This window comes from Oscillibacter valericigenes, from assembly GCF_021531435.1.
Lineage (GTDB): Bacteria > Bacillota > Clostridia > Oscillospirales > Oscillospiraceae > Oscillibacter > Oscillibacter valericigenes_B.
In genome coordinates, this window is the sequence record NZ_JAFBIS010000017.1 from 1 (window position 1) to 20,245 (window position 20,245).

Annotated in this window: 22 protein-coding genes; 2 read left to right on the plus strand and 20 right to left on the minus strand. The window is 54.5% G+C overall.

What is annotated here, in order from left to right; all coding sequences use genetic code 11:
• Positions 1–6 precede the first annotated feature (6 nt).
• Positions 7–138 (plus strand): ATP-binding protein, encoded by a 132-nt coding sequence (locus JQM68_RS09935; protein ID WP_235222898.1) that lies wholly within the window; start codon positions 7–9, stop codon positions 136–138.
• Between the two features lie 17 nt (positions 139–155).
• On the opposite strand, the gene JQM68_RS09940 is transcribed toward JQM68_RS09935, so the two are convergent.
• The 6 genes from JQM68_RS09940 to JQM68_RS09965 form a co-directional block, all read right to left on the minus strand.
• Complete coding sequence (locus tag JQM68_RS09940) at positions 156–413, minus strand: hypothetical protein (protein WP_459558691.1); 258 nt, start codon at positions 411–413, stop codon at positions 156–158.
• A gap of 69 nt (positions 414–482) precedes the next feature.
• Positions 483–1,703, minus strand: coding sequence for an MFS transporter (locus JQM68_RS09945; protein WP_002584949.1), 1,221 nt, complete (start codon positions 1,701–1,703; stop codon positions 483–485).
• A gap of 1,138 nt (positions 1,704–2,841) precedes the next feature.
• Complete coding sequence (locus tag JQM68_RS09950; RefSeq protein ID WP_235222853.1) at positions 2,842–4,878, minus strand: C40 family peptidase; 2,037 nt, start codon at positions 4,876–4,878, stop codon at positions 2,842–2,844.
• A gap of 55 nt (positions 4,879–4,933) precedes the next feature.
• Positions 4,934–7,276, minus strand: coding sequence for a VirB4-like conjugal transfer ATPase, CD1110 family (locus JQM68_RS09955; protein WP_235222854.1), 2,343 nt, complete (start codon positions 7,274–7,276; stop codon positions 4,934–4,936).
• Positions 7,273–7,614, minus strand: coding sequence for a PrgI family protein (locus JQM68_RS09960; protein ID WP_235222855.1), 342 nt, complete (start codon positions 7,612–7,614; stop codon positions 7,273–7,275). The genes JQM68_RS09955 and JQM68_RS09960 overlap by 4 nt, the downstream gene beginning before the upstream one ends.
• Before the next feature lie 709 nt (positions 7,615–8,323).
• On the minus strand, positions 8,324–9,163 hold the full coding sequence (locus JQM68_RS09965) for a hypothetical protein (protein ID WP_235222856.1): 840 nt from the start codon (positions 9,161–9,163) through the stop codon (positions 8,324–8,326).
• 54 nt (positions 9,164–9,217) lie between these two features.
• Here JQM68_RS09965 and JQM68_RS09970 point away from each other — a divergent pair, with 54 nt between their 5' ends.
• Positions 9,218–9,382, plus strand: coding sequence for a hypothetical protein (locus tag JQM68_RS09970; RefSeq protein WP_235222857.1), 165 nt, complete (start codon positions 9,218–9,220; stop codon positions 9,380–9,382).
• A gap of 42 nt (positions 9,383–9,424) precedes the next feature.
• Here JQM68_RS09970 and JQM68_RS09975 read toward each other — a convergent pair whose 3' ends face one another.
• From JQM68_RS09975 to JQM68_RS10040, 14 genes are all read right to left on the minus strand, one after another.
• Positions 9,425–9,679: a glutamyl-tRNA amidotransferase gene (locus tag JQM68_RS09975; protein ID WP_459558692.1), complete on the minus strand. Its 255-nt coding sequence runs from the start codon at positions 9,677–9,679 to the stop codon at positions 9,425–9,427.
• A 73-nt stretch (positions 9,680–9,752) separates the two neighbouring features.
• Positions 9,753–10,604 (minus strand): type IV secretory system conjugative DNA transfer family protein, encoded by an 852-nt coding sequence (locus tag JQM68_RS09980; protein WP_235222859.1) that lies wholly within the window; start codon positions 10,602–10,604, stop codon positions 9,753–9,755.
• Positions 10,601–10,771, minus strand: a complete 171-nt coding sequence (locus tag JQM68_RS09985) for a hypothetical protein (protein ID WP_235222860.1) — start codon at positions 10,769–10,771, stop codon at positions 10,601–10,603. The genes JQM68_RS09980 and JQM68_RS09985 overlap by 4 nt, the downstream gene beginning before the upstream one ends.
• The gene (locus JQM68_RS09990) at positions 10,768–11,583 is read right to left on the minus strand and encodes a hypothetical protein (protein WP_235222861.1); all 816 of its coding nucleotides are present in this window, start codon (positions 11,581–11,583) and stop codon (positions 10,768–10,770) included. Before JQM68_RS09990 ends, JQM68_RS09985 begins: the two co-directional genes overlap by 4 nt.
• A 12-nt stretch (positions 11,584–11,595) precedes the next feature.
• Positions 11,596–12,534, minus strand: coding sequence for a ParB/RepB/Spo0J family partition protein (locus JQM68_RS09995; protein ID WP_235222862.1), 939 nt, complete (start codon positions 12,532–12,534; stop codon positions 11,596–11,598).
• Positions 12,491–13,300 (minus strand): ParA family protein, encoded by an 810-nt coding sequence (locus tag JQM68_RS10000; protein WP_328283729.1) that lies wholly within the window; start codon positions 13,298–13,300, stop codon positions 12,491–12,493. The genes JQM68_RS09995 and JQM68_RS10000 overlap by 44 nt, the downstream gene beginning before the upstream one ends.
• 225 nt (positions 13,301–13,525) lie before the next feature.
• The gene (locus JQM68_RS10005; protein WP_235222864.1) at positions 13,526–13,903 is read right to left on the minus strand and encodes a replication initiator protein A; all 378 of its coding nucleotides are present in this window, start codon (positions 13,901–13,903) and stop codon (positions 13,526–13,528) included.
• Positions 13,904–14,297: 394 nt separating this feature from the next.
• A complete protein-coding gene (locus JQM68_RS10010) occupies positions 14,298–15,155 on the minus strand; it encodes a hypothetical protein (protein ID WP_235222899.1) in 858 nt (285 codons plus the stop codon).
• A 173-nt stretch (positions 15,156–15,328) separates the two neighbouring features.
• Positions 15,329–15,859, minus strand: a complete 531-nt coding sequence (locus JQM68_RS10015; RefSeq protein WP_235222865.1) for an ECF transporter S component — start codon at positions 15,857–15,859, stop codon at positions 15,329–15,331.
• 158 nt (positions 15,860–16,017) lie between these two features.
• Positions 16,018–16,776, minus strand: a complete 759-nt coding sequence (locus JQM68_RS10020; RefSeq protein WP_235222866.1) for a DUF3169 family protein — start codon at positions 16,774–16,776, stop codon at positions 16,018–16,020.
• Positions 16,766–16,984 (minus strand): helix-turn-helix transcriptional regulator, encoded by a 219-nt coding sequence (locus tag JQM68_RS10025; RefSeq protein WP_235222867.1) that lies wholly within the window; start codon positions 16,982–16,984, stop codon positions 16,766–16,768. The genes JQM68_RS10020 and JQM68_RS10025 overlap by 11 nt, the downstream gene beginning before the upstream one ends.
• A 138-nt stretch (positions 16,985–17,122) precedes the next feature.
• Positions 17,123–18,289: an AI-2E family transporter gene (locus JQM68_RS10030; protein WP_235222868.1), complete on the minus strand. Its 1,167-nt coding sequence runs from the start codon at positions 18,287–18,289 to the stop codon at positions 17,123–17,125.
• Between the two features lie 4 nt (positions 18,290–18,293).
• Positions 18,294–18,776 carry a gamma carbonic anhydrase family protein gene (locus JQM68_RS10035; RefSeq protein WP_235222869.1) on the minus strand — a complete coding sequence of 161 codons (483 nt, stop codon included), beginning with the start codon at positions 18,774–18,776 and terminating at the stop codon, positions 18,294–18,296.
• A 16-nt stretch (positions 18,777–18,792) separates the two neighbouring features.
• Positions 18,793–20,025 carry an aminopeptidase gene (locus tag JQM68_RS10040; RefSeq protein ID WP_235222870.1) on the minus strand — a complete coding sequence of 411 codons (1,233 nt, stop codon included), beginning with the start codon at positions 20,023–20,025 and terminating at the stop codon, positions 18,793–18,795.
• Between the last annotated feature and the right edge of the window lie 220 nt (positions 20,026–20,245).

The following is a 20,245-nucleotide window of genomic DNA, read 5'->3' on the forward strand; positions in this document are numbered from 1 at the left end:
TTCCCGGTGAACGCCTGGTACGACCTGTTCCAGGAACATACCTACGCTGACGCTTGTCTAAATCGATTGTTGCATAACTCCTACCGGCTGGAAATGAACGGCAAAAACATGCGCGATCTGACACCCCTGAACAGGTAATAATTTCAAGCCATAACTCACACCGCTTCAACCGAACTGCCCGCACCGTTCATCCGAAACGGGCAGTCCGTTGAAGCGAATTGGGCAGTATCACTGCTTTTGCAAATATTTTTTACCAACATTGATAGATTTTTTTTGCGTGGTAATTGCTTATATAATTCTTCATATAAGGCTTTTGCTTCATTCTCGCCAATAACTTCCGACATTTCTTTGTAAGTAAATCCGTATGGATCATTCCGTACTTCCGCAGGCGTATATTTAGGTAAACGTTTCATTTTTATATCCTTTCTTCTAAATAATAAAAGCCAGGCATTTTGTTTAGTAATAGAAAAAGGTGCAGTTGATTATTGCGTATTGTCAATCTCTCTCAAACCGGGTAGTAAAAATACGGCAAGCGCAACGATGATAATGCCAATTCCGCAAATGACAAACCATTTCTCAACTCCCAGCCGCTCCGCCAGAGGCCCGGAAATGACAAGGCCAAACGGCATGGCGAGGGAAGCGGCGCTTGTCAGTAGAGAAAAAACTCTCCCCAGATATTCTGGTTTGACCGTTTCTTGAAAAATCGCATTTTGCACACCGTAAAATGGAGCGGAAATTCCCATAACAGTACAGCACACAACAAAGACAAGAAATGCGTCTGGCGGCAAAAGCCCGGAGAGCATATTGCTAACGCCCATCAGGAGAACGGAAAGACCGATGGTGTACCGCCGTTTCTTAAAACCGCCCCAAATGCTCAGAATGACTCCGCCAAGCAGCATACCAACCGCAAAAGCAATTTCAGCGGCAGAGGCATGGGCCGGTGTTCCTTTGAAGTATGACATACAGATGAGAGGAAAAAGCGTACTGATTGGCATATAAAAGAACATATAAATTACACCAATCCAGAGCAGAGCAAAGAGGCCCCTGTTTTGCTTTAATACCACATACCCCTCTTTCATATCCTGTAAAAACTGTTGTCTTTTCGTTTCTGGACATAGTTCAGGCGTTGGTATGGACGAAATCGCAACAGTCACACAGGCAAGGATTGCACCCACAATATCTAACAATATAATTGCATTAAGAGGCCAAACAGCATATAAAAACGCTGCGGCAGCTGGACTGATAATCGCACTTACTGCTTGCATGGTCTGCGTGTAACCAGCGCATTTTGTAAGTTCCTCTTTTGGCACAATCATAGGTGTTGCTGCGCTGAATGCTGGAGAATGAAAAGCAGTTCCCGCACTTCGGATTAACAGGACAACCATAATAGACCATACGGGCAATTCCATGTAAAACGCCACCAGCGCCAGAATACCGCCAGCGGCGGCAATTATCAAATCCGCACCAATCATTACGCTTTTACGGCTGTGCCGGTCAACAAAAGCACCTGCAAACGGGCCTAAACAGGCTTGCGGCAAAAATCCAATCAGTGTTGCCGCCGTCAATATGATTGCAGAATTAGTTTTCGCAACCAAATAAAAGATAATGGCCATTTGCAAAATACCGCTGCTAATAAAGGATATTGCTTGTCCGGCAAGAAGTGTAAAATAAGTTTTTCTCCATGAATTGTTGTTTTGGGTCATAATGCGAACCTCCTTTTTTATTGCATTGTTCCTTTGTTTCTGCAATAAAAAGCAGGCGTTGTCCCACAGAGAGGGCAGACGCCTGCATAACAACAAAGCACGAAAAAACACCACGATACAGTTCAAAGACTGCTCGTGTCAAACCTACGTGTTCCTTTGCATACGCACGCAAAAAAAGCCCACCATCATGTGGAAAGGTACTTCTACTTTTTATTGCTTATTAGCGTACACAAATTAACACACGTAAGCCTCCTTCCAATCTCAAACTGTCGCACAGTATAACACACATCCGATAGACTTGTCAACCATTTTTAACCTTGTTTTCCATCTTGTTTTTCCATCTCTTACGGGCAGTAGCAAAGCCAGGCGAGCCAGTCAACGGTCAAGATGAACGGCGCTTTCAGCGCCGCCGTTGACAGTCTCGCCCGTCTTTGCTAATGGGTAATCAAGGCGGGAAAGCCATTTTAGGGCTTTCCCGCCCATTTCAATTTTGGGAGAAGAAAGGCCCCAAAATGAACGAGTGCGGCCAAACACTTTTAGGGATTGGCCACCTTGTCCACCCATCCAGCGGGGCGGCGGGGAACGGTCAAGGCCGGGCGTCAGCCCATTCATTTCAGCCTTGACGGTTTCCTGCCGTCCTGCTACTTTTCCCGGAGTGTGGCCACACATCTGGTCACGGTGTCCAGAGCTTTGGGACTTTTTGTCCCATAGGCCGGGGGCGGAGGACGAGGGACGGGGGCTTTCATAATACGCCCTGTCTGCTGCTGAAATCAGCCCTTTGTTTCCGGCTTACCAGCCCCAAACAAAGCCCTGCTTTCCTGCCGCGTCAAATGCCCTTGCCCTCCCCGGCGGCAACGGTATTTTCAGGGCAACGCCGACAGAGCGTATAACACACTACACTTTGCTCCGCAAAGTCGTGTGCCAAATGGGGCGCTGCCCCCTTTGGAAACCCCCGCAACAAACAGGTGCTATGCACCCAGCCGGGAGCATAGCGCCGTTTGTTGTCAGCAGCCCGTTTCACGGTCTGCGTGTAGTTCCTTGTAAACTGACCTAAAGAGAGTACTAAAAAGTTAAACATCCGATCTCACGGTGCAACGCGAAAATTATTGAAATCGCATTGCACCGTGAGTTTTTATTGCTATTGGGCGTAATACTGCGGTCGGGCGACGGAAGTAAACCCCTCTTTCCCGGTAATAACCACATTGTTATAACCGCTGGCACAATGGACGATGAGGATATTGCCGTTTTCATCCCAACCGGCGACGATTCCCACATGGGTGTCATCCGGATAGAATACCAAATCGCCGGGAAGCGCGTCTGCCCAGGAGATTGCCGTACAGTAGGTATGCTGGCTGGCCGCGCCGCCGCCATGACCAATGATGTAGTTTCCTTCCGTGGCGTTGTAGAACACCCAATCGACGAAGCCGCTACAATCCAGACCGTATGGGCGGCAGGTTCCGGTGCTGGAACTGCCGTCTGCTGTGACCTTTTGCACCGTCCCCCAGCGGCTGTCCCATCCCATCGCAAGGGACTTTCCGCCCCAGAAGTAATTGACCTTGCCGACAAGAGAACAGGCCGTCTTGATGACTTCGCGGCGCTCCGGTGCCAAATCTGCAGGAAGGTTTCTGAGAATGTCAGCGGCGTCCGCGCTGATAGCGGTCAGGTTGCCGATCAGCTCCTCCAGCATATCCCGCTGTGCCAGCAGCTCGTTCACGACGGTCATCTGCTGTGCCGTGAAGCCGTACTCCGTCACCATCTCCACCGCCGTCTTTCCGCTTATTGTGATATGCAGGATTTTCTCCGTCCAGCTATCGTCTGTACCATCGTCCGGGTCGCTGTCCGCATGGTGGATGGTTTCAACGGTGCTGGTGATGATGTTCATGTCCGAAAAGACGGCTTTCAAGCGGTTCACGCGGTCAGCATCCATCGTCACCACATCCGTTGCGTCCACATCGTTGCTGCCAGCAGTCTTAACCGCGAAGATCGCCAGTACATCCACCCAGTCCGCCATTTCACCGGCGATGGTTACATCATCGTATGTATCGGCTCCTTGCAGCGCTTCCAACTGGGCGTTGAAATCATAGTTGACCTGGGCAATGGCCGCAGAGATCGGCACGGCGTCCGGGGTGCTGTTCTCGTTGGAAAAGAGGATACCAAAGGGGGACGCCGCGATAGCGCCCACCATAATCAGCAAAAGGAGAAGGATCAGCACTACCACACCGCCGCCTGCCGCAAAAAGTCCGCTGACGGCAGCTTTGACTGTATGCACGATGGCCTTTGCTGCCGCCGCTGCCCATTGCCCAAGCTGGCGCACACCCCTCTGTGTGGAGCCTGCGGATTGCATGACCATTTTCCGCTGCAATCTACGCTGCACGGCCTGCCGCGTTTTCTGCGTCGCCTTTGCCGCTGTTCCCTTGATCGGCTCTGCGACTTTTTCGCCCATGGCGGTTTTTATCGCATTCTGCTTGTGGGTTGCGGCTCCGTGACTGCTCTGACGGGTCTTGATTTGTGGACGATCAACTTTACCGGGCGTAACAGCAGCCTGCTCTACACGCGAAGCAGCTCCGTGGCCATCCAATATGTGCTGTGCTGCCTGACGCTTTTTCACTACATCCCGGACAGCTTTTTTCCGCCCCTGCTCCAATGGGGTAGACTGCGGTGAAGCAGGTACATCGTACTGGCGCATCCGGGCGCGCGGTACTTCAAAGCTGCTGTGGATTCCTGACTCAGCAACACTTTCAAAATGATCCTCCACAACCTTTTCCATGCCCAGCTCCACATGGTGCTGTTCGGCAGTTTGCCGTGTTCCGTCCTTCCGTGCGCTGGGATAGTGGCTGTCATAAGGGCTGCTTTGGTACGCTCTTTCTTCTGAAGGATTGTTCTTTTTCGGCTCGGTCGCCGTTTTTCCCTGTCCGACCGACTCACCCCTGTCATAGCGCTTCTTGATTTGCCGGATAGCTCTGCGTCCTCCATCGGCAGTAGCAAGCGCACTCCGCCTGCCGGTCGTTTCCACTTGATCGGTGGCATACTGAACGCTCCCACGCTCCTTGGGGCCGCGCTGGGCTTCCTGCTGATCGTGGTGCGCTTTCCAGATACTGCCCGCTTCCTTGGGGACAAAATCCCGGTTCAAAGCCTTGGGCTTGTCCATAGCGGGGCGTGTTTTTATATCCGCCATACTACCTCCTATAAAAAAATCGCGGACAGAGCATGACGCTCTGCCCGCAGTTTCTTTATCCTTCTCCCGGTTTGGTGGTCATCAGCCAATACAGGCTGGTGTCCTTCGGGAACTCATTGACCAGCGGCACGATTGCACCGCCCACTTTAATCAAGCCGTGTCCTGGCGGCTTGTCGCTGACATAGCTCATCTGGGCGGATGAAGCGTTCAGAATATGAGCCAGAACCTCGCGGTCATTGGGGGCCTGATTGAACATCAGCAGAAATTCGCTGTTGGCGAACATCATGCGGGCAGTATCAGAACGCAGGCATTCCTCCACATTCTGCGTAATGCCGGTCAGGGTCGCGTAATACTTCCGGAAGCGTTTCCAGCATTTATACAGGAACTCCGCGCTGTACTTGCTCACATTGTCACCCGCGCCGCCCATGCTGCTGCCTGCGAAGAACAGATAGATCTCGTCGATATAGACATGGGTGTACTTGCCCTCGGCACGGTTGGCGATGACACGGTTCATAATGGCGTCCAGCATGACCAGCAGGCCAATGGGCTTCAAATTTTCGCCCAAGTCCTGAATGTCAAAGCATAGGATACGGTTCCTGGAGTTGACATTGGTCTGGTGGGCGAACACATCCAGGGTGCCGGTGGTAAACAGCTCCAGCGCCAGCGCAATGTCATGGGCGGCAGGCTCCTTCTGGCGCATCAGATCGTCATGCAAATCCTTCAGCGTGGGCGGGTCGCCCTTATAGGTCTTGATGTACTCCCGGTACACATTGGCGGTACAGCGGTCAATGATGGACTTGTCCCTCGCGCTGATCTGCTCTGCACCCATGATCTGCTCACAGAGGGACATGATGAAGTCGCTTTTCAGCGCCAGCGGGTTTTGACCGCCGCCGTATTCGCTGGAAATGTCCATGGCATTGATATAGGTGTCGCTGGATGCGGAAATGGTGATGATTTCGCCGCCCAGCGCCCGCACCAGCGGGCCATACTCCCGCTCTGGGTCTATGATGATAATGTCATGGTCAGTGGCAAGGGCGAGGGTCGTGATCTCCTGCTTTGCCGCCATGGATTTACCGGAGCCGGACACGCCGAAAATGAAGCCGTTGCCGTTCATCAGTGAGCCACGGTTGCAGATGATGAGGTTGTGGGAGATGGGATTGACGCCGTAATAAATGCCGCCCGCGTCCTGGATCTCCTGCGACTTGAAGGGCATGAGGACAGCGGTGCTTTCGCTGGTCAGAGTGCGGACAGCATCAATGCGGCGCAGACCGTAGGGCAGCACCGTGTTCAAGGCGTCCTCCTGCTGATAGTTGAGGACGGCAAATTCACAGTTGCCGGTGCGCGTCTGCAAGGATTTGGTATCCTGGTCAAGCTGCTCCAGACTGTCCGCAAGGTGCGTCAGCGTCACCACGCCGTGCATCATGCGCTGGTCGCGCTCGGTCAGGTCATCCATATACTCTTTGCCTACCTGCCGCATCTGCTCCAGTTGATAGGGCAGCGTCGCCGTAAAGTTGTTGTGGGCGTTCTGGCGCTGTTGCCATCGGTTGGCGTCGGAGTCCACGGACATAATGACCTTATCCACCAGCTTGATGGCGTCATCCATGCCGATGGGGACAATATCAATGGAGAGCATCATGTTCCGGGGGTAGTCCATAAGCTCGGTAATCATGGAGTCCTTGATGAAGCTGGCATAATCCCGAAGAAACAGGGTGCGCCCAAAACAGTTGTCCATCTCAAAATAGCTCTTTTTGAAGGACAGGCACCCCGGCGCGATAGCGTCCTTGAAGTCATGACCGCGCTTCATGGTTTCGTTCAGGTCAAAATGGAACTCCTGCTCCTCGCCGGGACGGAAGAAGTCATGGAACAGGCGCAGACGCTCGTTCAGATTGATTTCGCGGATGGTGGAATCCAAACGGGACAGACTGGTAGTAAGGTCGGTTCCCACACGGTTGAAAAAGCCCTTTGCTTCTTCGTAGTTTCTGGCTTCGGTAGAGATCGTGATGTACTTCTCCTGAATGAGATTGTTGCTGTCTCCGGCCTTGTCTGCCAGCAGGTCGTTGTACTCCCCACGGTACTGATCCAGCCCGTCGCCCTTGTAGGGCATGAACAGGTTTGCGTTAAACTCCCGCTGATTTAATCTGCGGTTAAACAGCGTGATTTTGGCGGTGGCATTGACCGGGAGCGCGTTCAGAAAGGCACAGTAAGCCTTGAACAAGTCCTCCTGCTTCTCCGGGGACGCCACCTTGTAATTGACATCAAAAAAGCGCCAAGTCTTAGAAAACTTGCCGCTGACTTCAAAGATGCCGTCCTTATAGACGCGCTTGATAGGGATAGATTTTTGAACGCTGCGCGGGACGGAAAAAGCATCCCGCTCTGCGCTGGGTTTCCAGAATTTCATTTGCGCTTCTTCACCTCCGACTGTACTGCGTCCATATAGTAGTTTTCGGACCTCCACACACGGTTTCCCGCCATCAGAAACTCTGACTTAAACCACGCCCACAGAAACTTCTCCAGCGTCAGTCCGTTGTAATGAAAGAAACCGGCAGCGGCAATGGGGGCCGCGCCCACAATACACACCCAACTGACGGTTTCCCGGTCTGCAATTCGGCTCATGCCGAAATACAGGCCAACGGCAACGCCCACCGCCAGCACCGCACAGACAAACTGGCGCATGGGCAGGCCGAAAAAGATCGTTTCCTTGTAGTTGCGGATTTCTTTGTTGATTTTGATTTCCATGAAAGATTCACCGTCCTATTCTTTTAGGATTCATTCTGTGCCTATGTAGAAAGGGCAGCCCCAAACAGGGCTGCCCGATAAATTGGAATTTGCGAATCCGTTAACTAATGGATTGCTATTCCATAATAAACTATACAATATAAATACAAGTGGGCTTGGCGAAGAAACAAAAGCAAACAGAATTTGACTACTCAGCTACCAATAGTAGCACTACGCTCACAATAATGATAAACAAAATGACCAGGCAAACCAAGCGAGGGTTCGCCTGCCCCTTTGGTTTCCATTTGAGTCTACCCAGACGGTAAGCATTGTAAAGCCAGAACAAGCCAAATATGACAGGGATGATGACCAACAGCATTAGGCCAAGCTGACCATCGCTGAGCTTATGAGGAAATCGAGGAAATAGCAATATACTCGTGCCTCCTTTCAGAAAGAGTGTATAATAGAACCAATACTAAATAATGACTCCTGAACATTGGCCCATTTTTTCTGCGGTGAAAAAACAGCCATCAGATAGGCGAATAGTATCTTCATCAATAGGCATTGAATTTCTGCCCTTCCCAAGATAGAAGAAAGCACACAAACGGAGAATCACACATCAAATTTCGATTTGCCGAACCCATTATACCATGCTGTGAAACAATCCACAATAATGACGGCTGTCGAAAGGGCCTCAACTAAAGCACAACAGCATTTGAGGTAATAGTTTCTATAGCCCAAACATCTCCTTTGCAATGCGGTCAGCGGCTTTGACCAAGCCAACCAGCACCAGCATATTGAAGATGACCTCGCCCAGATAACTCCAGACCTGTGTCACAACAGACGCATCCGGGTCAACAACGACCGTTCCGCTGGACGCAAAGGCCGAAAAGATGATGCAGGCCAGCACAATGACCGCACCTTCCATGCACACGCCGATATAGCTCCGCAGGAACGCCTTGCCGAAATGGGTGGTATGCTCGCCCGCAAAGGAAGCCAGCGCCACCGGCGACAGGGCGGCATACATATAGAGCTTAAAAAACCGCCCATAAACGGTCAAAATCATGATGAATGCCAGTACCGTGATGAACAGGCTGCCCAGCAGCGTGACCAGCCACAGAGGAATGCTGGCGAGGAAGCCCACATCCTCAATCGCCGTAATGATTTCAGGCGGCAGTGCTGCCGATGCGCTTGTGATGCCGCCCACGCTGCTTGCTGCGGTCGCCACAATGCCATTGCAGACATCGAAGATATTGACCATCAAATCCATGCCGTAAGTGATACCCAGCTTGGCAAGAATAAAGTATATGAAATGCTTGAACACATACTCCGGGCGCTGAAAGTCCCGGAAGGTTGCAGAGCTTTTGAAAATGCTGATGGCAAAGAACAGCACCAGCAGTCCGTAGCCAATGGCTTGCATGGCCCCGTTGATGGTCGTTACCGTACTCCAGATCGTGCCGCCCTTAAAGGTCTGGGGCGATTCTGTCAGCAGCGTCCACATCTCTGCCAGCTTCTCGTTCCATGTGGTCAACGCATTTTCCAAATTGTCTACGATCCAGTTGTTGTCCAAGTGTTCACCTCCTATTGAAAGCATCTGCCCAGGCTGTTATAATGAGAGCCGGTGATGAAAATGGTATATGTTTGTGAGCATTGTCATTTTCTGTTTTCCCGTCATTCCGTGCCAAACCGCTGCCCGGACTGCGGAAAAGAAGCGATTCGTCCCGCAGAGCCTGCGGAAGTGCAGGAATTTGAGAAGCAGTTAGAAGATGCTCAGAATAATCCGCTGTAAAGAAGTGATGACTTCCCGAAAGAAGCCATCACTTCTTCTTTTTTAGATTGCACCGATGGCCGTCAGGATTTCTTTTGCAAAGGCAATCAGCAGGCCGCCGAACAGGCACAGAAAACCCTGTGTTCTCTGGCTGGCATCGTGGGACTGGATGGACATACCCACCTGCACAATGCCCCAGCCGAGGATGATGACGCCCAGCGCCTTGATGATGCTGAAAATGAAGTCAGAGAGGTTGTTGACGATGGTCAGAGGGTCGCTGCCCGCTGCAAATGCAGGCGTCGCAAGGGCGCAGAGCATCAGCACTGCTGCCGCGCCCGTCCAGTAGCCACGCTTCAGCAGCTTGCCGCGCTTATGGAGCTGCCGGGGAGTATCATTCTTCTTGTTCATTTTGAGAGTCCTCCATTTCAATGAAATCGTAATCGTCCAGCGCATGGAACTCGTAAGGAAGATCGGGCAGCGCATAGTCCGGTGCCTCCTGCGGTTTATGCACATAGGGTTCCGCGCCGCCTGCCGCAGACTTCTTGAAGTTGGGGTGGCGCGTAATGTCGTATTTCTTATCCAGCACAGGCTTTTCGCCACGGATCAGCAGAATGGCGTCGTCGGTGTCCATCATGCGGATTTCGTCGATCATCATCAGCTCACGCCCCGCCTGCTGGTAGTTGGTGGAGCTGGAGCCGTTGCGCCCTTTGGTCTGGCCCCGTGTCCGGGTATCCAGCGTTTCTTTGCCCAGCAGTTTGGACATGAACTCCAGAGAGGTCGGCTCGTTGCCGCCGCCCAGGAACAGCAGCGTGTCGCAGTTGCCGATGATGCCCTCCCATTCCTTTTCGTACAGCGCCTTGATGTTCTGGATGTTCTGCACAATGATGTTCAGCCCGATGTTGTAGCTGCGGCAGGTGGCAAGGATTTTGGGATAGCTGTCTGGCTGGGCCACATTCGCCCATTCGTCCTGAATGACCCGCACCGGCACGGGCAAGCGTCCGTTGTACTTCTCGTCCGCCCGGTAGTACAGCTCCTGAAAGCATTGGGTATCCACATGAGTATCGTCGATGTACTCACAGGGAACACACCGCTTGCCCCCGTCCAGATAGTTTATGACGATACTGCTATGGTCGGGAATCTTGAAAAGATCGTGATAGAAGGCGTCGATAAATCGGATTTCCCGATTTCCGTTCGGATTAGGGAATGCCACTACGCCTTTGATTAAAACAGGTTCCTGGTTCATTTGTTTCCTCCTTGCCGCTGATACGCGGCATATTTTTCGTCCACAGTGGCCATGCAGTCCTGACACACCATGCCGCTGCCCTCCGGCAGATACCTGCCGCAGATTACGCAGGTGTCCTGCTGTTCGTATAGCGGCGCATCTGCTGACAGCTGGCGAATGTACTTCATCGGGCTTCACCTCGCTCCTTTCCGGCATTGCGTTCCGGGGCAGGATGCAGCCGCTGATGCTCTGCGCTAACCCTTTCGGAGAAGTCCTCAATGATGGCGGCGCGGTCTAATCCGTAATGTCCCCTGTAGTAATTGGGCGGGCCGTCGCCATCGTTCTGACAGTTGCGCTCCCATGTTACAAACCGGTCGGGAGCTTTGGGGTGTTCGCCTACGACAAACTCGGCATTGCCGACGCGAACACGCGCTGTGATCTGATATTCTGCGTTGATTTCTCTTTCGGCGGTGTAGCTGCCGTCCTCCAACTGAATCGTACAGCTTCCGTTATCGCCAAAGGTTGCCGTTACTGGCATGACCGGCATTCCAAGCACCAAGTCGGGCTGCATGACAAATTGAGCATCGGCACCCATCAACTCTTTCGGCAGGGCAGACATTGGCAGATAAAGCCGCTGTTTCCCCATGATTTCATAACGCAGCAGGAAATCGTTGAACGGATAATACGCACTCAGAACAGGATCTTTGATATGTCCCTTTGTAGTATTGGAATTCACATACTTTGCGTTGTCCAGATACCATTGCGGCGAGGCTCCCGGCAAGGTCCAGCCGAACATGGAGCCTGCGATCATGGCTGTCTCCTGAATATCCGAAATGCCGCGCCGCTTGTTGTGGGTGTCAGCGATTTCCCGGTTTTCTGCCCGATTTCCGGTGTCCCAATCGGTCGGATAATAGCCATGCTCTCCTTTTTTGATGATGATAAGCTGCCCTGTGGATGCCAGGACGGAAAGGCAGGTGTCGGGCAATTCATTCCTTCGCATTTTTTGCACCTCCTATCGCTCCTGCTCTTGCTGGCGCTTGCGCTGCCAACCTTCCAACAGCTTTAGAATGACATCCTCCATCTGCTTCGGCGTGTAGTTCTTGGGGAAAAAGCGCTCCAACTTGTCATTCCGCAGCGTGACCTTCCGCTCCAGCGGTTTTTCCTCCCGCATGATAAGGTCGATGATGTTTTCCGCCAGCTTTCTCTCGGCGCTGAGCTGCTTTAGCCGCTTGGCCTGATCCATGGAAGGGGACACCTCGTCGCGTTCCATGACCATCGCCAGATAAATCTGCTCTTTTTCGGTCAGGTATGAGATAGATTCCGCCGCAGGAACAAATTTCAGAGTGCCGCTATCTACCCGTTCAAGCAAAGATGGGATAAGGCTGTTCAGACGAATATAGCGCTGGATTTGCGTTTTACTTTCATTCGCTTGATGAGCTAAATCTTCATTGCTTCTCGTACCAACAAACTTCGGCCCAACTTGGGTCGAAGTTAAATCAAGTCTCTTTCCTTGCCGTTTCATAGCATCCAGCCGCAGCTTGTAAGCCCTGGCTTTCTCGCTGGGAAGCAGGTCATCGCGGTGAATGTTGTAGTCCACCACCAGAATGTCGGCGTCCTCGTCGCTGTACTCCCGGACGATGACCGGTCGGGTTTCAAGTCCGATGGTCTTTGCACAGTAGTCGCGCCGGTGGCCTGCAATGATTTCATAGCCGCCGCCATCGCGGGGACGGACGATCAGCGGCTCGGCAATACCTACGCGCTCAATGCTGTCCATGAGCTGCGCGAGGTCTTGCGTGGGGCGGTCGATGGAGTACGGCTGACGCGCATAGGGAAAAACCTGGTCAGCGGGTACGATCTGCACTCGCTCCTGCGCATCTGCCTGCCGCTGCTCGTCGGTTTTGAACAGGTCATCGAGTGAGGTCAGACCGATGTTTTTTAGGCTGCCTGCCAATGTTCAGCACCTCCCTGGTCAGATTTTCATAGGCTTGCGCCGCTTTGCCGTTTGGGTCGAGGTCATAAATGCTCTTGTTTTCCACACTGACCTCGGCAGCGCGGATAGAGCGCGGTATCTCGCTGGCAAAGACCCGACCGGCGTATGCCTGCCTGATCTGTTCGCTGATGCCTTTTGCCAGGGTGGTTCTGCCGTCCACCATCGTCAGCACAATGCCGTCGATCTCCAGTTTGGGATTGAGCTGCCGTTTCACTCGGGCAACGGTCCTCAAAAGCTGTTCCAGACCCTTTGCAGGAAGGTAATGCGCCTGCACCGGGATAATCACACTGTCTGCCGCACTCAGTGCGTTCAGCGTCAGCATACCCAGCGAGGGCATACAGTCGATGAGGGCATAGTCATAACGATCCTGCACGGTGGACAAAAGCTGCCGCATGACCGTTTCACGGCTCATGGCATTGACCAGCGTGACCTCCAGCGCAGACAGCTCGATGTTTGCCGGCAGCAGATCAACGCCGGATTCGTGATGCAGGATGCCCTCATTGGCGCTGACGGGCTGGTCGGTGATGATCTTGCCCATGAGATTGGCCAGCGTAGGGGAAAGCTCATCCGGCTGCGGCCAGCCGAGCATCTGGGTCAGGTTGCCCTGGGCATCTGCGTCCACCAAAAGGACTTTTTTACCTTGCCGGGAAAGACCAATGGCAAGGCTGGCGGCTGTGGTGGTCTTGCCGACGCCGCCTTTCTGATTTGCAAGGGCGATTGTTTTCACGAAAACACCTCCAACAAAAAAGGAGCCTCCCGGCTCCAAGTTTTACACAGCAATTATTCTTTTCTCGGAGAGTATTCTTTCTTACTCTCTTAGTCTTGTTATACTCAGTCTTATTAGTTTTCGATTTCCGAAAGTCAAGGACTTCGATAATCAAAGGTCTTGAAATTCGATAATCGAAGTTCTGAAAATAGGCAGACTGATCCTGTCATAAAAAGCTCAGTATTTCTAAGGCGGTGGCAGAGCTGCGAAGTTTTTGACATAGATCATCGTGGGACGGCCTTGACCGTGATTGACGCGCTCAATCAGACCTATGCCTTTTTTGCAGTCCAGCTCCGCCATCAGCTTTGCCGCTTTTTCACTTCGGCAATGTAATACCGACATGATTTCATCAGCAGGGTAGTAGATGAACACGCGGCCTTGCTCGTCCAACCAGCCATTCTTTATAGATAAGGCCATGCGGTCAAGCAGCATACCATAAAGCAGCTTCGCGTCGGTTGACACGCCCCGGAAGCGGTCATCTTCAAAAAGTCGCTTTGGTATGCGGTAGAAAGAAAACTGTTCGGCCTCATAACCGTAATAATATGGCAAGGGCAATGCGGCCACGGGCTTCACCTCCAAATAAAGATGTATATAGAACAAGGGAGAGCGCTTTGCGGCACTCTCCCTTGTAGCGTATTCAAAATCGTTGTAAAATGAGAGCATCCAAAACAGCCTTTGAAGGGCTTGCTCTTGGTGTGGCTAATAAAATGTGCTAATAAAGTGGCTAATACGGGGACTGATTTTGCCCCGAAACTGGCTAATACGGTGGAATATCTGGCACCACCATACAGCACAAAGTTCGATCAAAAGTGTTGATTTTCAAGGATTTTTCGGTATTTTAGAACACCACGAACCATACGATACGAAGCGGACAACTTAACTCCTAAGCGGTAGGCCACCAGTTAGAGTCTGGTCGGGGGTGCCAAAAAAGCAGGGTGCGCGCCGCGCACCCTGCTTTTTACGTTTTTTCTCCATTAGAGGGCTCCGCTCTCTCCGGGGCAGCGGCGTCCTCCGCCGCGCTCTCCTCCCGGGCCTGCTTGAGATAATCTGTCGCCTCCGTCTTTTTGCTGGGGACAAAACTCTGGGCCGCCGTGCGCTTCTCGCCCTTGCTGCGGGCATAGAAGAAGCCGGTGACGGAAAACACCACCGCGCCGATGAAGTTCACGAACAGGTCCTTCATGGTGTCGATGATGCCGATGTCCAGATAGCCGCCCAGTCCCAGGCTATCGCCGTTGATGACCACATCCTGGATGCCCTTGATGGCCACTACCTTATTGGTGCGGGTGGGGTCCAGCGCCACGGTGTAGACGGCGTTGATAACGGTGTCCTTCTGCATGTCCGTGTGGAAGAAGAAGTCCATGCCAAACTCAAAGAATTCCCACAGCACGCCGATGGTCATGGAGAAGCAGAACGCCACCAGCGCCAGGAAGAAGGGCGACAGGTCGAAGGTCAGCCGCTCGTCGTCATTGAGCAGCAAGACCATGGAGAAGCCCACGGCGGCGGCCAGGAAGCCGTTGAGGGTATGGAGCATGGTGTCCCAGTTGGGGACGTTCACGTAAAAGGCGTTGACCTCCCCCAAAATCTCCGCCGCGAAAATAAAGCACAGAATCGTGATTTCCAGCGGAGGCGGCAGCTCGATGCGCAGCTTCACCTGGAGCCAGCTGGGGATATACAGCAGCACAATGGTCAGGATGCAGAAGAACGCACCCTCATAGTTATGCAGGAAGAGCTGGCGCACCAGCACCACCAGGACCAGCAGCCGCAGGGTATAAAACACGATAAAGGAGCTTCTGTGCTCCCGCAGCTCCTTTTCCATGGCTTTGCGGAAGTGCTTCTTCTCCCGTTTCTTCTCCTGCCTCGTCAGCTTTTTCAAGTCGTCTCCCCCTTTGACGCCACGCATTTTTTCTTATTATAACAGTTTTTCGCGGAAATGCAAAAACTAAAAAATGCCGCCCGGAACCGTGGTTCCGGGCGGCATGGAAACGGGCCTCAGCGGACGGAGAACTTATCCCAGAATTTCAGCAGACCGGCCTTGAAGCACAGCAGCATGGCTACCACCGCGCCAAAGGTGGCCTGGAAGACCTGGAAGGGGAACTTCAGCATGGCGGCCTCCGGGGTGGCGTACACAAAGGCACGGCCGATGGAGTAGCCCACCACATTGATGACCACGCCCAGGATGACGCCCACCAGAGCGCCCCGGCCGCGGCGGTCCGCGAACAGCTTATGGGCGCACAGGGACACCACCACCGCCTGGAGGCCATGGGTCAGCAGGGAGACGAACATGGGAGCGGGATAGAAGAAAAAGTCGCCCAGAAAGGCACCCACGCCGCCTACGATAAAGGCCCCCAGCGGGTCCAGCAGGATGGCGGCGGTGCAGATGACGGCGTCATTCAGGTAGAGGTGGCCGCCGGGAACGGGGATGCTGAAAGAGCTCATGGCAATGTTCAGAGCCATCAGCATGGCGGTGACGGTGAGCCACTTGACCGGGCGCACCTTGCGGAGATCAGAAGATGCAGACATAGAGAGATCCTTCTTTCGTTGGTTTTCCATATTTTAGCGTCCATGTGGTTTTATCGAAAGTGTCAAAATATAAATTTTTTATAAGGTCAGATGTAGGTAAGACCCGGGCCTGCCCCGCAAAACAGCGGGGCAGGCCCGGGTGATGTTCCTATGACTTCTCACTTGCGCTTGGCCAGGCGGATGCACTCCAGGCAGTAGGACACCTGCAGCAGCAGCCACAGCAGGCACACCACGAAAACCGGCATCAGCAGGTCGAAGTTGAAGGCGTAGCTCAGCAGCAGCAATGCCGCCCACAGGATGGGGCAGGCGGTGCTCACCACGTTGAAGGCCTTGTAGGCCGCCTGGCCGATCTGCTTCTGCTCCGCCTCGTCGCAGCTCTCAAACCACTTCTTTTTGAACTTCACATCGTAGACGCTGCCCTTTTTCTCCGGGTTCATCCGCCGGGTCAGATCCACGATCTTCTGCTGGGCAAAAACCAGCGTGAACGCGGAGACGATGAAGAACAGGACGCCCACAATTCCGCCCAGCGGGCTCCCGCCGGACTCCGCCACGGCAAAAAAGAACATATCCAGCACCAGCTGGGCGGCAGTCAGCAGCAGAGCCCAGTTCAGCTTCTCGTCCGCCCGGTCCATGGTAGCGTCGTCCTCGCCGTCCCAGCCGGTGAACAGGGCCTTGGCGCTGCGGTACAGCCACAGGATCAGCCCCAGGGACACCACCGAGGTGACCAGCAGCGCCCAGGGCGCGGCGGCGGTCAGGCCGTCGGCAACAGCGGCGGCAATGACCTCGGAAATGTTATCATGGCCCACCCAGCCGGCGGCAAAGCCCATGAAGCCGCCGAAAATCGCGGCTGCAAGCAAAATCAGCAGATATTTGGGCAGGGCTTTGCGGTTATCCTTTTTGACTGCGTTATTCTCCATCGTTTTCATCCTCCTCATAGAAAAAAATATCCTCCACGGACACATTACAGATTTTGGCGATCTTTAAAGCCAGGGTCACCGAGGGCGAATAGTCCCCCCGCTCAATCTGGCTGATGGTCTGACGGGACACCCCCGCCAGGGCGCCCATCTCCTGCTGGTTGACGCCCAGCCGGGCCCGGTACTCTTTCAAACGGTTATACAGCGGCATAGGCCGCCTCCTTCCTGACAACTTTTCAAGTCAACTTGACAACTATCCTTGTCAATCGTAGGATAGCACTGACAAGGATAGTTGTCAATACCCAATATAAAAATCTCCGGGAAAATTTTCCCGGAGATTTTTCGGTTATCATTTCATGGACGGAGGCGGGTCCCGCCACTTGGAAGCGGGCACCTGTTTCTCCGCCAGACGGCCCTTCACGAAGTCACGAAACAGGGCGTACAGCACAGAGCAGAGGGGGATGAAGAACAGCATCCCCGCCACGCCCATCAGCTTGCCGCCCAGGGTGACGGCGGCCAGCACCCAGATGGAGGGCAGGCCCACGGAGGAGCCCACCACATGGGGGTAGATGAGGTTGCCCTCGATCTGCTGGAGCACCAGGAACAAAATCACGAACACCACGGCCTTCCAGGGGTCTGTGACAGCGATGAGCAGCGCGCCCACACCGCAGCCGATGAAAGCGCCCACAATGGGGATGAGGGCCGTCAGGGCAATGAGGACGCCCACCAGCACGGCATAGGGCAGGCGGAAAACACTCATGGCCACCACGAACATAGTGCCCAAAATGACCGCCTCCGTGCACTGGCCGGAGAGGAAGCTGGAGAAGGTGCGGTTCGCCAGGCGCAGGACCTCCAGGGCCCGGTCCGCCCGCTTCACGGACAGGAGGCCGTAGAGCACCTGCCGGCCCTGGCGGGACAGTTTTTCCTTTTGCAGCAGGATGTAGAACGAGAAGATCAGCCCGATGACGAAGGTGCTGACGCCGCTGACCACGCCCCCGATCAATCCGCCCCCGGAGGAGATCAGGCTGCCGCCCCAGGACTGGGCCAGCTGGATGGCCTTCTGGGAGAGGCTTTTCCAGTCGATGTTCAGCTCGTTCACGACTCCCTTGATCTGGGGCAGGTACTTCTCCAGGCCCAGCAGCCAGTCATACAGCCGGTCAAAGGCGGCAGGGACCTGGGCGGCAATGGACATCACAGCGTCCTTGACGCCGGGGCCGATGACGCCGCCCGCCAGTGCCAGCACGCCGATGACCGCCACCAGCGTCAGCACCAGGGCCAGGGGACGGCGGAGGGCGGCGCCCCGCTTCGCCTGGGGGTACAGGTGCCGCTCGATGGCCCGCATGGGCACGTTCAGGATAAAGGCAATGGCGGCTCCCAGCAGGAAGGGCGACAGGATGCCCAGCAGCCAGCCCAGTGCCCGGAAAACCACGTTCAGGTGCTGAATGGCGACGTAAAACGCCGCGCCGCCGCAGACCACCAGCAGCAGGTTTTTTACCGTCTGCTTGTTCCACTCCATAGGCTCAGCCCTTGCGGTACAGCTCCGCCGCGTGGAGATAGCCCCGGGCGGACCCCCGGTTGCCCTCGATCTCCGCCTCCGTCAGGGGGCGGACCACCTTGGCGGGACTGCCTAAGATCATGGAGCCGGCGGGGGCGTCCATCTTGCCGGTGACCAGGGCCCCGGCACCCACGATGCAGTTGTCGCCGATTTTGGCGCCGTTCAGCACCACCGCGCCCATGCCGATGAGGACGTTGTCCCCCATGGTGCAGCCGTGGACGATGGCGTTATGGCCGATGGTGCAGCCACGGCCCACCACCGTCTCCTCATGCATGACGGCGCCGTCCTGGATGTTGGTGTTCTCCCCCACGGTGATGGCGCCCTCGTCGCCCCGGAGGACGGCGTTATACCACACGCTGACGCCCTTGCCCAGGGTCACGTCTCCCGCCACCCGGGCGCCTTCGCAGATCAGAACGTTTTCATCAGTCTCTCTCAGTTTGTATGCCATGATTTCTCTCTCCTTTTCAAATCTCCGGTGCAAAGTTGCCGTTTACGAACACGGGGATTTCCTTCCCGTCGTGGGTGGTGCCCACGATGGAGAGGTCCGGCGTGCCCACCATGAAGTCCACGTGGGTAATGGAGTCGTTCAGGCCCCGGGCTTTCAGCTCATCTTTCGTCATCTGCTGGCCGTCCTTCAGGCAGGGATACGCCTCGCCGAAGGCGATGTGGCAGGCGGCGTTTTCGTCAAACAGGGTGTTATAGAACAGGATCTTCTGGTTGGAGATGGGGCTGTCATAGGGCACCAGGGCTACTTCCCCGAAATAGCTGGCGCCCTCGTCCACGGAGATCGCGGCCCTCAACGCCTCCTCGCCCTTTTCGGCGTGGGCCTCCGTGATCCTGCCGTCCTTCACCACGAAGTGGAACTTGTCGATGATAGTACCGTCGTTCACCAGGGGCATTGCGGAGTACACCACGCCGTTGACGCCGGTTTTCAAGGGCGAAGTAAACAGTTCCTCCGTGGGGATGTTGGCGATATATTCCTGGCCGGACAGGGTGACGTCATTGCCCGCCTCCCAGATGTGGCCCTCCGGCAGCTCCACCGTCAGGTCGGTACCGAGAGAATTGGTGTAGTGCAGGGACTTGAAGTTCAGGGCGTTCATCTTCTCCATCCGCTCATGGAGGGTGTCGAGATGCGTCCTCCACTTCTCCACCGCCCTGCCGTCGCCGCTGATGCGGACGGCCTTGAAAATGGCGTCCCACAGCTTTGCCATGGCCTCGTCCTCGCTGGCGTCCGGGAACACGGTTTTGGCCCAGCTGGGAATGGGGATGGAGGCGATGCACCAGGGGAAGCCGCTACACATCTGCAGGCGGTCAAAATCCTTCAACGCCTTGCCGCTGGCCTGCTGAGCGCGGACGATGCGCTTGGAGTCCACGCCCTTGAAATTCTCCGGGTCGGAGGCGGAGATGGCGAGGTAGGCCGCGCCCTCCAGGGCGTAGTCGTTGAAGAAGTGGCGGCGCCACAGGGCCACCTCGTCGAAAATGGCGTCGTCGGCCTGGAGGTACTTCATCCGAGCCATGGCGTCATCGTGCCAGTTCATGACGACTTCTTTACAGCCGACATCGTAGGCCTCCTGAGCGCACATCCGGGCGAAGTAGGCGCACTCCACCGGGGAGGAGATCACCAGCCGCTGGCCTTTCTGGACATTCAGGCCCACCCGCACCAGCAGGCTGGCGTATTCCCGCAGTTTTTCATCCATGAAAATTTCATCCTTTCACAGCGTTTTTTTCTTAATTATACGCTATTTTAGAGCAAGTTATCAACAAAGTAAAGACAGACTGTCAATAAAATCGCAAGACCTACGCGACGGGAAGGAAGATAGTTACGAAAGAAACCCAGGAGGGGTGTCTCAAGGTGAATTGCCGCGCAGCGGCAAGAGAAGGTGGCCTGGGCCATTCGTTTTCAATCATAAGTTTTTC